This window comes from Streptomyces chromofuscus (genome assembly GCF_015160875.1).
GTDB lineage: Bacteria > Actinomycetota > Actinomycetes > Streptomycetales > Streptomycetaceae > Streptomyces > Streptomyces chromofuscus.
Window position 1 is genome coordinate 3,604,375 of record NZ_CP063374.1, and the last position, 11,900, is coordinate 3,616,274.

The 11,900-nt window shown below is 72.7% G+C and carries 11 protein-coding genes and 1 pseudogene; 4 read left to right on the forward strand and 8 right to left on the reverse strand.

What is annotated here, in order from left to right; all coding sequences use genetic code 11:
* Window positions 1–37 precede the first annotated feature (37 nt).
* Together IPT68_RS16110 and IPT68_RS34995 are read right to left on the reverse strand one after the other, a co-directional pair.
* The gene (locus IPT68_RS16110) at window positions 38–535 is read right to left on the reverse strand and encodes an ATP-binding protein (protein WP_189700346.1); all 498 of its coding nucleotides are present in this window, start codon (window positions 533–535) and stop codon (window positions 38–40) included.
* A 304-nt stretch (window positions 536–839) separates the two neighbouring features.
* Window positions 840–1,514, reverse strand: coding sequence for an acyl-CoA dehydrogenase family protein (locus IPT68_RS34995; protein WP_373300686.1), 675 nt, complete (start codon window positions 1,512–1,514; stop codon window positions 840–842).
* A 170-nt stretch (window positions 1,515–1,684) separates the two neighbouring features.
* Between IPT68_RS34995 and IPT68_RS35000 the strand changes: the two are divergent.
* A pseudogene (locus tag IPT68_RS35000) lies at window positions 1,685–1,961 on the forward strand (AMP-binding enzyme); the annotation flags it as partial.
* On the opposite strand, the gene IPT68_RS16125 reads toward IPT68_RS35000, so the two are convergent.
* Complete coding sequence (locus tag IPT68_RS16125) at window positions 1,945–2,457, reverse strand: EF-hand domain-containing protein (protein ID WP_189700233.1); 513 nt, start codon at window positions 2,455–2,457, stop codon at window positions 1,945–1,947. The pseudogene IPT68_RS35000 and the gene IPT68_RS16125 overlap by 17 nt on opposite strands.
* 136 nt (window positions 2,458–2,593) lie before the next feature.
* Entirely contained in the window at window positions 2,594–2,974 is a 381-nt protein-coding gene (locus IPT68_RS16130; RefSeq protein WP_189700234.1) for an STAS domain-containing protein, read from the reverse strand.
* A 355-nt stretch (window positions 2,975–3,329) separates the two neighbouring features.
* Between IPT68_RS16130 and IPT68_RS16135 the strand changes: the two genes are divergently transcribed.
* Together IPT68_RS16135 and IPT68_RS16140 are read left to right on the forward strand one after the other, a co-directional pair.
* Window positions 3,330–3,902, forward strand: a complete 573-nt coding sequence (locus IPT68_RS16135; protein WP_189700235.1) for a sigma-70 family RNA polymerase sigma factor — start codon at window positions 3,330–3,332, stop codon at window positions 3,900–3,902.
* Between the two features lie 179 nt (window positions 3,903–4,081).
* Window positions 4,082–5,272, forward strand: a complete 1,191-nt coding sequence (locus IPT68_RS16140; protein WP_228040561.1) for a maleylpyruvate isomerase N-terminal domain-containing protein — start codon at window positions 4,082–4,084, stop codon at window positions 5,270–5,272.
* A gap of 272 nt (window positions 5,273–5,544) precedes the next feature.
* Here IPT68_RS16140 and purU read toward each other — a convergent pair whose 3' ends face one another.
* Together purU and IPT68_RS16150 are read right to left on the reverse strand one after the other, a co-directional pair.
* Window positions 5,545–6,429: a formyltetrahydrofolate deformylase gene (purU, locus tag IPT68_RS16145; RefSeq protein WP_189700236.1), complete on the reverse strand. Its 885-nt coding sequence runs from the start codon at window positions 6,427–6,429 to the stop codon at window positions 5,545–5,547.
* A 75-nt stretch (window positions 6,430–6,504) separates the two neighbouring features.
* Window positions 6,505–7,023: an SCO4402 family protein gene (locus IPT68_RS16150; protein ID WP_189700237.1), complete on the reverse strand. Its 519-nt coding sequence runs from the start codon at window positions 7,021–7,023 to the stop codon at window positions 6,505–6,507.
* Between the two features lie 117 nt (window positions 7,024–7,140).
* Between IPT68_RS16150 and IPT68_RS16155 the strand changes: the two genes are divergently transcribed.
* On the forward strand, window positions 7,141–8,448 hold the full coding sequence (locus IPT68_RS16155; RefSeq protein WP_189700238.1) for an ABC transporter substrate-binding protein: 1,308 nt from the start codon (window positions 7,141–7,143) through the stop codon (window positions 8,446–8,448).
* A 61-nt stretch (window positions 8,449–8,509) separates the two neighbouring features.
* On the opposite strand, the gene IPT68_RS16160 is transcribed toward IPT68_RS16155, so the two are convergent.
* A complete protein-coding gene (locus IPT68_RS16160) occupies window positions 8,510–10,195 on the reverse strand; it encodes a hypothetical protein (protein WP_189700239.1) in 1,686 nt (561 codons plus the stop codon).
* 198 nt (window positions 10,196–10,393) lie between these two features.
* Entirely contained in the window at window positions 10,394–11,779 is a 1,386-nt protein-coding gene (locus IPT68_RS16165) for a transcriptional regulator (RefSeq protein WP_189700240.1), read from the reverse strand.
* Window positions 11,780–11,900: the final 121 nt, after the last annotated feature.

The following is an 11,900-nucleotide window of genomic DNA, read 5'->3' on the forward strand; positions in this document are numbered from 1 at the left end:
GTCGCGACACCGTGCCCCGGTCGCGACGCCGGGCGCCTCACACGGCCTCGTACGCCAGCCCCCCGTAACCCCCCTCGTACCCCTCATGTCCGTCGAGCCCGTCCAGGCCCTCGCCTGCGGCTCTTCCCCCGCTGTACGCCATCGCCGCCGCGGGCGGTTCGGCGTAGCGGTCCAGTTCGCACCAGATGTGCTTGCCGATCCCCTCGGGGCTCCAGCCCCAGCGGTCGGCGAGCCCGTCGACGAGGGCGAGACCGCGTCCGCCGGTCTCCTCGCCGTCCGCCCACCGGGGCACCGGGGCGCGCGTGCTGCCGTCGGCGACCTCCAGACGGACGGTCGCCGGCTGGGGCAGGGAGAGGCGCAGCACGGCGGGGCAGCCGGTGTGCACGACGGCGTTGGTGACCAGTTCGGAGACGAGCAGGACCAGTGTCTCGGCGAGCGAATCGTCGGCCGCTATGCCGCACCCGGCGAGCCGCGAGCGAGCCCACCGCCGGGCGCGCCCCACTTCCGCGGGGTCGGGCCGGATCTCCAGCTGCACTTGAAGCACCTGCACCGCTCACACCATCCGAACCGGTGGACACAGAGGCTCACGCCTCATGAGGGCCACGATCGTAGCCATTTTCTGCATGACCAGAACAACGGCCAGAGCAGGGATCACGGAACGTGAATCCCGTACGCAAAAGCATGGTTGACGTACAGTCACCCCAACAAGCGCTTCGGGCATATTCCAGCGCGAAGGAGTACCCGTGCGGCATACTGTGCGACGCTCGTCGCGGAGAGTCGAACAGGCGGCGGAACAAGGCCCGTCACCGGCGTGACTCGTGCTCGGAACCTCTCGCATCTCACACAAGGTACCGGAGCGGACCTTCGACTCCAGGACGTGACGAGTCACACCTAGGACACAAGGCGATATCAACGCTCCGTAATGCCGGTATGCCACAATCCGCGACACTCCAGGTCCCGGAGTTCGCCGATGCCGCAGGCCGGCGCCCCGTCAGGCTGTTTCGACAGCGGATCACACGCGAGCCCTTGGTCACTCTGCGCATTGATACGCGCACTCTGGGTTCGGGCGCGCACCGCCGCATCGGATACAGGTCCGCCCTCTGCCTCCCAGGTGAGGCCCATGCCGCCGTGCACCCGGAGGCCGCGTCGCGGGCTCCGGGCACGGCCGTCTCGTCGGCGGGCAGCCGGGCGGCGACGATCTCCACGGGGTCCGCCGTGGCGGCCGCCGCGCACACGGCGGCGCGGGCCACCTCCACCCGCAGCGGGGTCCGCGCGCACAGCCGCCGCACGGCCCGGAAGGCACCGGCCGCCCGCCCGAACTGCTCTCGGGTCCGGGCGTGTTGCGCCGCCGACTCGCACACGCGCGCGGGCCGGGCCGAGCTGCTCGGTCGCGGTGAGCAGGAGGGCCCGCGGGTCCGCCGACCGCAGCGGTACGGCCCCGCGCCCCTGGGTTCGGCCGCGCCGCCCGTGCGGGGGACCGACGTCCGCTGGATCCGCTGGACCTCCGGCGCCACCTCCGACGTCAAGGGCGCGCTGAACGGTGGCCGTTGACAGATCGCGCGGCGGCAGCTACCCGGTGTACGCCCTGCGCCCCACCGCCGGTGACGTGGGCTCGATCGCCTTCCGGTGCGCCCGCACGGGCGGCCCCGACCACACGGTGGTGCTGCTGTGCGGCTTCTTGGTCCTGCTGGTCGAGCAGGTGGCGGTCGCGGACGTCGCGGTGATCGGCCTGTCGGATGCCGAGCATGGGCGAACGGGTCCGCGCGGTGGTCGAACAACCGTCGGCAGCCGCCGGATTGACGCAGGCGGCGGTCACGTCGTACCTGCGCGCGGAAGGGCTGCCGGTGCACGAACTGCCGGAGCAGCTGGAGGTGGTCGACGCCCTTCCGTGCAAGGGCACCCTGCGCGAGGTGCTCAAGTACCGGTTGGGGGAGCGTTTCCCGGCTACTCGGGCACGGTGAAGTAGCGGGCGAACGCCGCGACGACGTCCGCCTCGCTCACCTTGCCGTCGCCGTCGCCGTCGAGCGCGCCGGCCGCGGCCCGCGCGGTGTCCTCGGGCGTTCCGAGCACCCGCAGCACGCGCGCGATGTCCTCGATCGTGGCCGCGCCGTCGCCGTCCGGGTCGGCTACGGCGAGCGCGGCGTGCAGGAAGGGGCGGGCGATCTCGGCGAACCGGTCGGGGTTGTCGCGCAGCCGCTTGACCGCGCCGGTGACGAACTCCTCGCGGGTGATGCGCTGGTCACCGTCCCGGTCCGCTATCCCGGCCATGCCCTGCCAGAAGGCCTCCGCGCCGCCGTACAGCGCCTGCCCCTTGTCGGAGCGGGACGCCGTGCCGAACTCCGCGAGCAGCGCCTTGGCCGCGCCACTGAAGTCCTCGCGGTCGATGTAGCCGTTGCCGTCCTGGTCGAAGGTGGCGAACCGGGCCGCGATCCTGCGCTCGTACTCGCTGCTGACCATGTCTTTCAGGCCGCCTCACGTCATGTCGGGGTGCGTCTCGCCAGGGAGCGTACGACGACCGTGGCGGTTCCGGAGCGGGAAAACGACGGTTGTGCCAAGACCGGGGGAATTTCGGGACAACGATGTGGCGCGGAGTTCACGCGGACAGCGGGCCGGCGTCGTCCGAGGTCGCGGCAGCCACATCGGCGTGCACGTCGAACAGCCGACGCACGCCCAGCGCCCCGAGCACGCGGTTGACGTGGGAGCCGTCGGCCGCGCCCTGCGCCGGAAGTATCAGCCGCAACCGCCCCTGACAGGAGCGCAGCAGCCGACGGGCCGCGATCAGCACACCCACACCGCTGGAGTCGCAGAACCAGACCTCCGAGAGGTCGAGGACGAGACTGTGGCGGCCCTCGGCCACCGCGTCGTGCACCCGTTGACGCAGCACCGGCGACGTCACCAGGTCCAGCTCGCCCGACACGTGGAGCACGGCCCAGTCGCCCTGCTCACCGCCGGTCACTTTGAACGCCACCACCATGCCCTTCGTCGCCGGAACGTGCGGGAAACAGCCGGAACCGCACGGAACCACCCGGAAACGGAACCAGTTCCTACGTTTCCTTGCGGCGCGGCTGCCCACCGGCCGTTCCCTGAAACACTCCACCGAAAACGAGACCCGAACGAAAAAGGCTTGATTACGTCGAGTTCAATCCGATTCGATCAGGTCTGGTCCTGTGCCCATGGGGTAGGCGCGGCCCGGAAGCGCACTACCACCTGCGCCTCGCCAAGGGGCGCGCATTGTCACAAAGGGGCGTGCGTCGTCCGACGTGCCGACTACATTCGAGGTGGCGATGGACGCAGGCTGGACACCGGGACGGAGCTGGGGAGGGGGCCGTATGGCGAAGAAGGACGCACCGCCCCGCTGGGACCGCAAGATGCAGCAGCGACTCGCACGCGGTGAGGCCGCCGCCCTCGGCGAGCTCTACGACCGTTTCGCCTCCCTCGTCCACGGCGTGGCCCACCGCGTGCTCGGCGACGAGCGGGCCGCCGACGGCATCACCCGTGACGTCTTCGTCCACCTCTGGGAACACCCCGACGCCTACGATCCCAAGCAGGGCCCGCTCCGCTCGTGGGTCGCCGCCCTCACCCACCGCCTGGCCGTGCAACGGCTGCGCGCCACCGAGGCCGCCGCCCTCGCCGAGGGCGGCCACGGCTCGGACGAGGAACTGGAGCGCAAGGTCCGCCACGCCTCGGTCGCCGCCCGTGCGGACTACATCGTCCAGTCCATGCCCGCCCCGCTGCGCGCCGCTCTGGAGCGGGCCTACTTCCAGCGCCGCGACTACCGCCAGACCGCCACCGACCTCGGCATCACCGAGGACGAGGCACGCCGCCGCCTCCGCCTGGGGCTGCAGCTCCTCGCCACGGCCCACGACGTCGGCACACCGCCCGGATACGGAGGTGCGGTGTGACCGACCCGAACCACCACGAACCGCACGACGAGCACGACGAGCACCACAAGCACGACGAGCACCACAAGCACGACGAGCACGTGGACCACGGCGGGAAGAAGGACGAGGGGGACCAGCGGCCCCCGTACGACTCCGGTTCCGGCCGGAGCAGCAAGGGCGCCACGTCCGACCAGCCGCGCATACCGATGCCGAGGGCCTCCGTCGAGGACACGGGCCTGCCCCTGCCCACCCTCGACGCGCTCCCCACCCCACCGCCGTCCCTCCCGCACCCCGTACTGAAGTCCCTGCTGGGCGCCTGGGCGCTGGCGGCCTGCTCCCCCGAGGAGACGACTGCGGTCGAGGACCACCTGGGCACCTGCGGAAGCTGCGCCGAGGAGGCCCGGCGGCTGCGCGAGGCGGTCGGCCTGCTGCAACGCCCCGACAGCCTCGACCTGGACCCTGGCCTGCGCACGCGCGTCCTGGATTCCTGCCTGGACCGGCGCCCACCGCGCATCCCGGTACCCGAGTGGGCCACGCCCTACGACGCCGAGACCGCGCGCCTGGACGCCCTCCTGCAGGACTTCGGCGACGCCGAGTGGCACGCGCCGGTACGGCTGCGCTGGTTCGACGGCACGGGGCCGGCCAGCCGCCGCACGACCGTCGCCGGCGTCATCGCCCACCTCCTCGCCGTCGACGGCCTGATCGCGCTCGCCCTCGGCCTCGACGACCCGCTCGGCGACACGGACGCCGACGCACCGACCCCGACGGGCCGCACGGAGGCGTACTGGCGGGCCTCGCACTTCCCGCCGACCCGCACCGTGCGGGCGCCCTGGCGGGAACAGGGTCACGGCATCGTGCGCACGGTGTCCTTCACCGGCGGCGGCGCGGGCAAGCTGGGTGTGTCGTACGGCGACGGCGCACTGCCGCTGCACGACGCGATGATCGACCGGGCCTTCGAGTGCTGGGTGCATGCGGAGGACATCGCGGAGGCGGTGGACTACCCGTACGACCCTCCGTCCGGCCGCCACCTCAACCGCATGATCGACCTGGCGGTCCGGCTGCTCCCGGGCACACTCGCGCAGCGCCGCCGCGCGGGCCTGGCCTCGCCCGCCCCGACGCCCCGCCACCTGGTGCCCGCCGGCAAGCCCGGCCGCACCCTGCGCCTGGAGATCGAGGGGTCGGGCGGCGGCGAGTGGCTGATCCCCCTGGACTCCCCCGCGGCGGTCGGCTCCGCCGACCTGGAGGTGGCCCACGTGGCCCTGGACGGCGTCGAGTTCTGCCGCCTGGCGGCGGGCCATGTCTCCCCCGACGACGCGGCGGCGGGTCAGCTCGGCGACCGCGAGGCCATCAGGGACGTCCTGTACGCGGCGGCGTCGCTGAGCCGCATGTAGCGCACCCCGGCCTCACCGGAGCCGCATGTAGCGCAGCCCGGGTAGCCGCATGTGGACGCACCCCGGCCTCACCGGAGCCGCACGTCCACGCACCCCCGTCTCACTGCGGCCGCTTGCGGCCGCACCCGGCTTCACCGAGCCGGACGCAGGCTCACCCCGGCGTCGCCGCCCAGCAGGCCGAGGCTCGTGCAAGCGCTCTCCGGCGTCAGTGAGCCGAAGGCGGGCGCGTCCGGCGTCGCCGCCGCCCGGCAGGCCGGTGGTCGGTGCGCCGACTAGGCGAAGACCACCGTGCGGCGACCGTTCAGCAGGATGCGGCGCTCGGCGTGCCACTTCACGGCCCGGGCCAGCGCCTGGCACTCCACGTCGCGGCCCACCCCGACCAGCTGGTCGGGGGTGACGTCGTGGGCGACCCGCTCGACCTCCTGCTCGATGATCGGGCCCTCGTCCAGGTCCGCCGTGACGTAGTGCGCCGTCGCGCCGATCAGCTTCACACCCCGCGCGTGCGCCTGGTGGTACGGCTTCGCGCCCTTGAAGCTCGGCAGGAACGAGTGGTGGATGTTGATGATCCGCCCGCTCAGCTGCTTGCACAGATCGTCCGACAGCACCTGCATGTACCGGGCCAGCACCACCAGCTCCACCCCCTCCTCCCGGACGATCTCCAGAAGCCGCGCCTCGGCGTCCGGCTTCGTGTCCTTCGTGACGGGGATGTGGTGGAACGGAATCCCGTAGGAACCCACCAGCTCGGCGAAATCGGTGTGATTGGACACCACACCGGCGATCTCCACGGGCAGCGCGCCGATCCGGGCCCGGAACAGCAGATCGTTCAGGCAGTGCCCGAACTTGCTGACCATGAGCAGGATGCGCATCTTCTCGTCGGCCCGGTCGAGCTGCCAATCCATCTGGAACGAGTCACCGATCGCCGCGAAGCTGGCCCGCAGCTTGTCCACCGTCACCGGCGCCTCCGCCGAGAAGTGGACCCGCATGAAGAACAGCCCCGTGTCGTGGTCACCGAACTGCTGGCTGTCCTCGATGTTGCAGCCGGTCATGAACAGGTAGCTCGACACGGCGTGCACGATGCCCTTCTTGTCCGGGCACGACAGGGTGAGAACGTACTGATCGGCCGGCGCGGCCGCGGCTCGGTTGGACTGCGCGTTCATGCAGCACAGGGTCCCACACGGAGCCGAGCGGCCAGAAACTCCGGCCACCATGCGGAACGAGCCGGTCGCGCCCGGCTAGGCCGACCGCGTCAATATGCGCAGCACCTCCAGGGTGCGGGGCGCCACGTCCGGGTCCTCACCGTCGCTCGTGGCCATCCGGACGTGCGCGTCCCGCGCCGCCCGCACCGCCTCCGGCCACGCCGGGTGCTCGACGTAGGAGGAGACCGGCGCGTCCGGCCCCACCTGGTGCATGATCCGCAGCACCCGCAGCACCGCGGTGTCGACCAGCGCCGCCTCCTGCGAGTCCCGGAATATCGTCCCGACGTACTTCTCGGCGGACCAGTGGTCCAGCCAGGTGTCCTCGACCAGGCGGTACACGGCGTCGGTGACGTCCCCGTACCCCTCGACGCCGGCCAGCCAGACGTCCCGCTGGAACACCGGGTCGGAGAGCATGTGCAGCGCGGAGCGCACATTGCTGCGCCAGCGCCACCACGGCATGTCGTTCAGTGGCATGGCACCCATCGTGGATGAGCGATGCCCGCGGCGGGAAGAGTTCGCCGAACCTTGTAGACCTTGCACACCTTGCACGGTCATCGATCGTACGTTCCTCGCCACGCGCCGTTCACCGGACCCCGCAATTCACCTGTCCGTCACCTGTCATTGACCGACAGTCACTCGGAGGTTAGTGATGTGGCGGAATCGTGCGGATGCATGACTGGCAGGCGACGCACCCGCAGCACATTCCTCCACGCCCTCACCAGGCCCGTCAGAGCCCTGCGCACAGCGGGAGTCCTGGTGGCGTGCGCGTCGCTGGCCGTCGGATGCGGGGTCGTCCCCGGCTTCTCGGGGGGCGCCGACGACGACCCGATCACCGTCATGACCTGGGCGCCGCAGGACACCAACGCCACGAACAAGCCCGGCATGCCGGCCATGGCGCTCGCCTACGCCCGCCACGTCAACGCCCACGGCGGCATCAACGGCCGCAAGCTGAAGGTCGTGATCTGCAACGACCGCAACGACAGCGTGCACGCCGCGAAGTGCGCGCGCCGCGCGGTCGAGCAGAAGGCCGTCGCGGTCGTCGGCTCCTACAGCCAGTTCGCCGACACGTTCTTCCCGATCCTGGAGGGAACGGGCATACCGTACATAGGTGGCTACGGCATCACGAACGCCGAGTTCACCAGCCCGCTGTCCTACCCGGTCAACGGCGGCCAGCCCGCGCTGCTGGCCGGCCTCGGCAGGCACCTCGCGAGCGGCTGCGGTCCCGTCGCGCTCGTCCGGCCGGACACCATCGCGGGTGACGAACTTCCCAACCTGCTCAACTCGGGCCTGCAGGCGGGCGGTCACCAGGACGCGGACGACCTGCGGGCGGCGGAGGACGCCACCGAGTTCTCCGCGCAGACCGAGCAGGCCCTGACCGCGGCCACCGCGGACCCGGCGAAGCAGGGCTGCGTGGTGCCGGCGCTGGGCGACCGCACCAACACCTTCATGGACTCCTTCCGGCGTGACCGCGAGGGCTACCCGGCGGTCCGCATGGGCACCGTGCTCGGCAGCGTCGACCAGACGGTCATCGACGCCACCGGCGGTGCGTCGAGCCCGTACGAGGGGGCGTACATCACCGGCTGGTACCCGGTGGAGGCCGACAAGCGCTGGGACGGGATGAAGAAGGTCATCCGCGAACAGGCCTTCACCGACACCCGGATCGACCCCGCCGACGCGGGCGTGCAGACCACCTGGATCGCCTACACCGTCCTGGAGGCCGTCGTGAAGGCGCTCGGCGACGGCGAGGTGTCCTCCGACACGGTGCGCCGCAGCCTGGACGACGGTTTCAAGGTCACGACGGACGGGCTCACGCCGACCCTGCGCTGGCAGTTCCAGGACGTGCTGGCCTCCGTCGGCTTCCCGCGCCTGGTCAACACCGACGTGACCCTGCAGGTGGTGCGGGACGGCCGGCTGGTCGCGGCACGCGAGGGCGCCATCGACGTGACGAAGACGCTCCAGGACGCCGAGGGCGAGGCCTGAGCGACCCCGCCCCACGGCGCCCGGCGCCGGCCCGGCCGCACCACCGGGGCCGGCTCCCGCGTCACAGCTGGGTCGGCTGGCGCTCCGTCAGGCCGTACTCGCGGGCGATGGCGTTCCACAGCCTGGCGGCCTCGGCCTTCTGCGTGGTGGCGACGCCGCTCTCCCGGTTGCCGGCTTCGGTCTGGCCGGTGCTGCGGGCCTGCCCCTTCTTGCAGAGCTTGCCCTTCTCCGCGGCGACCTGGTCGGCCCAGGCGGCGTAGTGGTTGTCGGCGGACGCGGACGCCTGCCACGCCTTGGTGAGTGCCTCGGTCAGCGCGGCGTGGTCGGGCAGCTTGTCGACGCCGAGCCCGGACAGCCGGGTGACCAGGTTGGTGCGCTGCTCGGCCGCGCCGCGCAGGTCCTTGGCGGCCCGGGCGAGGTTGTTGCAGGACTTCACGTCGTTGACGGCGCTGATCACGGTGGCCCGGCTGTCACCGCTGTCGGCGAGCAGCTTGTCCAGGGCGACGGCCTGCTGCTCGGCCGCGTCCGCGGACGGTGACGCCGAGGTCTCGGACGTGGCGGGTGCCGTGGCGGAGACGGTCTCGGGGTCGTCGTCCTGCTCGCCGCCGCCCCCACCGCCGAGCAGCGCGCCGGCGCCTATGCCGACGACGGCGATGGCGATGCCGCAGGCCGCGATGAGCGGCACCTTCGAGCCGGTGCGGCCCCGGCCGTCCCGGGCGGCCCGCCGGCCCTGTGCCGGGCCGGGCTCGTCGTACGACGGCCGTGCGGCAAAGTGCCCGGCGCCCTGCGGTTCCTGGTAGCGGGGCATCTGCTGGGTGGCCCCGGCCCGGTCCTCGCCGCCGGGACCGCTGCGGAAGAGGTTGTCGAACTCGGCGGGCGGCTGCCGGTCCTCGTACCCGCCGTGCCCGGGCACGGGCGGGAGGTACTGCGTGGCCTCGGCGTCGGCGCCGGGGGCGGACGGCATGGCTCCGGCCGCCGCGCCGCCCTCCTGGCCCCGACCGAGATACGTCGTCGTCTCGGCGGGCCGGGCCCCGGGACCCGACGGCATCTCCGGCGGCAGGGCCCCGGGCCCCACCGGCGGGATGTACTGCGTGGCCCCCTCGTCGACGGAGCCGGAGGCGGGGACGGGCGGCAGGTACTGCGTGGCACCGTCGTCACCGGGGCCACCGGCGACGGGCGGGGCGTACGGGGTCGCGCCCTCGTTCCCGGGCGCGCCCTGGGCGTGGTACGGGGCGGCTCCGACCGGCGGGATGTACTGGGTCGCCCCGTCGTCGGCCGACGGCTGCGGCATGCCGGGCGTGCCGTACCCCGCGTGCGGCGCCGGGGCCCCGGGCGCGGGCTGGGGCGCACCGTGGTCCGGCGCCCCGTAGGCCCCGTACGACGCCTGCGCGCCACCGCCGTACGACTGTCCGGGCGCGCCCTCCGGCGGGAGCGGGCCCGGCTGGTCCTGGGCGCCCCACGGGGCCTGCTGCTGGGCCCCCCACGGCTCGGCGGGCGGCGTCTGCCAGTCCTGGCCCGGCTGCGGGGCCGGCGCCTGGTGCTGCCCGGGGCCCCAGGGCTCGCCCCAGGCCTGCCCCTGGGGCGGGGCCGAGGCCGGGGCGGGGGCGCCGGAAGGGGCACCGTGCTGCGGGCCGGCGGGTCCGCCCGTCCTGCCCGGCAGCAGCGGTTCGCCACCGTCGGAGGGCAGCACGATGCCTTCGCGCGCGGACCGCGCCGAGGGCTCCTCGCCCTGTCCACTCTGCGTCACCGGGACTCCTACGAATGGGGGACCATCGGAATCGTCGGCTCACGCTACCGGGTCCCCCGAGCCGGGTGCCACGCAGCACAGGACCTGACCTCCTGCCCTGTGACCGCCGTAACAAAACCGGCCCGTGGCACGCTGCTTACGTCACCTCCCTTTTGAGGCGCCCGCGTTCTCCGCCCGTTCACGCCCGCGGGGCCCCTGTCACGCCGCCGCCTGCAGATCCAGCCGGGCTCCGAACTCCCGCACCACGGACTCCTCCTGGAACGGCTCCAGCCGCTGCTGGAAGTCCTCCAGGTACTCGGCGCCCCGGTTGGAACGGAGGGTCTCCAGCAGTTCCACCGCCTTCAGCCCCGTGTGACAGGCCTGCTCGATCTCGCGCTGCTGCACCTGTGCCGTGGCGAGCAGCACATAGCCGATCGCCCGCCTGCGCGCGCGGGACTCGGGGTGGCCGTCGAGGGACTCCTGCGCGCAGCGCGCCGCCGCCTCCGCCTGGCCGAGGTCGCGGTGGCAGTGGGCCAGTTCGTCGGCGAGGTAGGCCTCGTCGAAGTGCGCGATCCACGCCGGGTCGTCGCCGGAGGCGTCGTCCGCGTGCTCCATGGCGGTCACCGCCCGCCCGGAGGCCGCCTGGGCGGCGCGCGCGTCGCCCATCAGGGCGTGCCCGCGTGCCTCGGCCGCGTGGAACATGGCCTCCGCGCGTGGAGTCACGCGCCCCCGCGCCCCCTCCTGCGCCGCCCGCGCCAACTGGGCGATCTCCCGCGGGTTGCCGAGTTGCGCGGCCAGGTGGCTCATGGACGCGGCGAGCACGTAGCCGCCGTAACCGCGGTCACCGGCCGCCTGCGCCAGCCGCAGCGCCTGGATGTAGTAGCGCTGGGCCAGTCCCGGCTGCCCGGTGTCGACCGCCATGTACCCGGCCAGCTCGGTCAACCGTGCCACGGACGCGAAGAGTTCCCGCCCGACGGCGTCCCGGTACGACCCGGCGAGCAGCCCGGAGACGACGCTGTTGAGGTAGTGCACGACGACCGGGCGCACATGCCCGCTGCCGTACTGGTGGTCCAGGTCGACCAGCGCCTGCGTCATCGCGCGCACCGCCGCCACGTCCGACTGCCCCACCCGGGGCCCCGCCGAGCGCGCCACCTGCGCGTCGGGCCCGGAGATCAGCCAGTCGCGGCTCGGCTCGACCAGCGCGGAGGCCGCGACGGACGAACCGGACAGGAAGTCCCGGCGCCCCACGTCACTGCGCCACAGCTCACAGACCTGCTCGATGGCTCCCAGCACCGTCGGCGAGAACTGGAGGCCGACCCCCGAGGCGAGGTTCTTGCCGTTGGCCATGCCGATCTCGTCGATCGTGACCGTACGGCCGAGTTTGCGGCCGAGCGCCTCGGCGATGATCGCCGGCGCGCGTCCGCGTGGCTGCTGTCCGCGCAGCCAACGCGCCACGGACGTCTTGTCGTAGCGCAGGTCGAGGCCGTGCTCGGCACCGCACATGTTGACCCGGCGGGCCAGCCCGGCGTTCGAGCAACCCGCTTCCTGGATGAGCGCCTGCAGCCGTTCGTTCGGCTGCCGCGCGACGAGAGGCCTTGCGGCCATGGCGTACCCCCTGAGGCTGCGGTGCCTGCCCGCACACCGAGTTGTCGTCTCTTCCACCGGGTCCCCGCCCCCTTTCGGCAGCGAGTGATTCCGGCCGTGAAGATCAATGCCCCGCGGACAT

What these genes read in the sequence shown, in the direction of transcription:
- IPT68_RS16125 (WP_189700233.1), bottom strand. Translation starts at nt 2,457, where the DNA reads ATGGTCAGCAGCGAGTACGAGCGCAGGATCGCGGCCCGGTTCGCCACC.
- IPT68_RS16130 (WP_189700234.1), bottom strand. Translation starts at nt 2,974, where the DNA reads ATGGTGGTGGCGTTCAAAGTGACCGGCGGTGAGCAGGGCGACTGGGCC.
- IPT68_RS16135 (WP_189700235.1), top strand. Translation starts at nt 3,330, where the DNA reads ATGGCGAAGAAGGACGCACCGCCCCGCTGGGACCGCAAGATGCAGCAG.
- purU (WP_189700236.1), bottom strand. Translation starts at nt 6,429, where the DNA reads ATGAACGCGCAGTCCAACCGAGCCGCGGCCGCGCCGGCCGATCAGTAC.
- IPT68_RS16150 (WP_189700237.1), bottom strand. Translation starts at nt 7,023, where the DNA reads ATGACCGTGCAAGGTGTGCAAGGTCTACAAGGTTCGGCGAACTCTTCC.
- IPT68_RS16155 (WP_189700238.1), top strand. Translation starts at nt 7,141, where the DNA reads ATGACTGGCAGGCGACGCACCCGCAGCACATTCCTCCACGCCCTCACC.
- IPT68_RS16165 (WP_189700240.1), bottom strand. Translation starts at nt 11,779, where the DNA reads ATGGCCGCAAGGCCTCTCGTCGCGCGGCAGCCGAACGAACGGCTGCAG.